Source organism: Nocardia sp. 852002-20019_SCH5090214 (assembly GCF_001665865.1).
In the GTDB taxonomy this organism is placed as follows: domain Bacteria; phylum Actinomycetota; class Actinomycetes; order Mycobacteriales; family Mycobacteriaceae; genus Nocardia; species Nocardia nova.
Genome location: NZ_LZMK01000379.1, coordinates 1 through 553, shown reverse-complemented (window position 1 = coordinate 553; position 553 = coordinate 1). Strand labels below are relative to the sequence as shown.

General features: G+C 68.7%; 1 pseudogene. It reads left to right on the top strand.

The annotated features are described in order from the left end of the window. Positions 1-553, top strand: a pseudogene (locus A5780_RS41440) (hypothetical protein); the annotation flags it as partial.

The window sequence follows — 553 nt, the reverse complement described above, 5'->3', positions numbered from 1 at the left end:
AAACGCACCGCCAGCCCGGCGCAGCTGCTCGCGGTCGCCAAAGCCATCCGCGAGCACCAGGCCCGCGCCGCCGAGCGCCACGGCTACGACCGTGACGAGCTCACCACCACCGAAGACCCAGGTCCGGGCTGGACATCAATCCCGGAAACCACCACCGCCCATGAGGAGGCAATCACCATGTCCGACACCACCATCCGCGACGCCGCGACCTGGCAGCTCGGTGTGCCGACCGGCTACGCCCAGCGCATCGCCCACGTGCTGGCCATCGCCGGGGTCAACCAGGCCCGCCACACGCGCACCCGGCTCCAGCGTGATTACGACAAGGCCCGCGCCCACGGCACCGGCGCGGTGGAAATGCTCGATGTGGCAATCGATCACCAGCTCGGATACGCCGCCGAGAATCTGCAGCAGATCGCGTGGGGCAACCGGTGGTCGCTGACGGGATCGCTGGCCGAGGCGCTGACCTGGCACGAGAACTCCGAGATCGCGGCCGAGAAACTCGACGAGCTGCGGAACGCTTTCGCCGACCAGTGGGGTGTGGTCATCGACACCG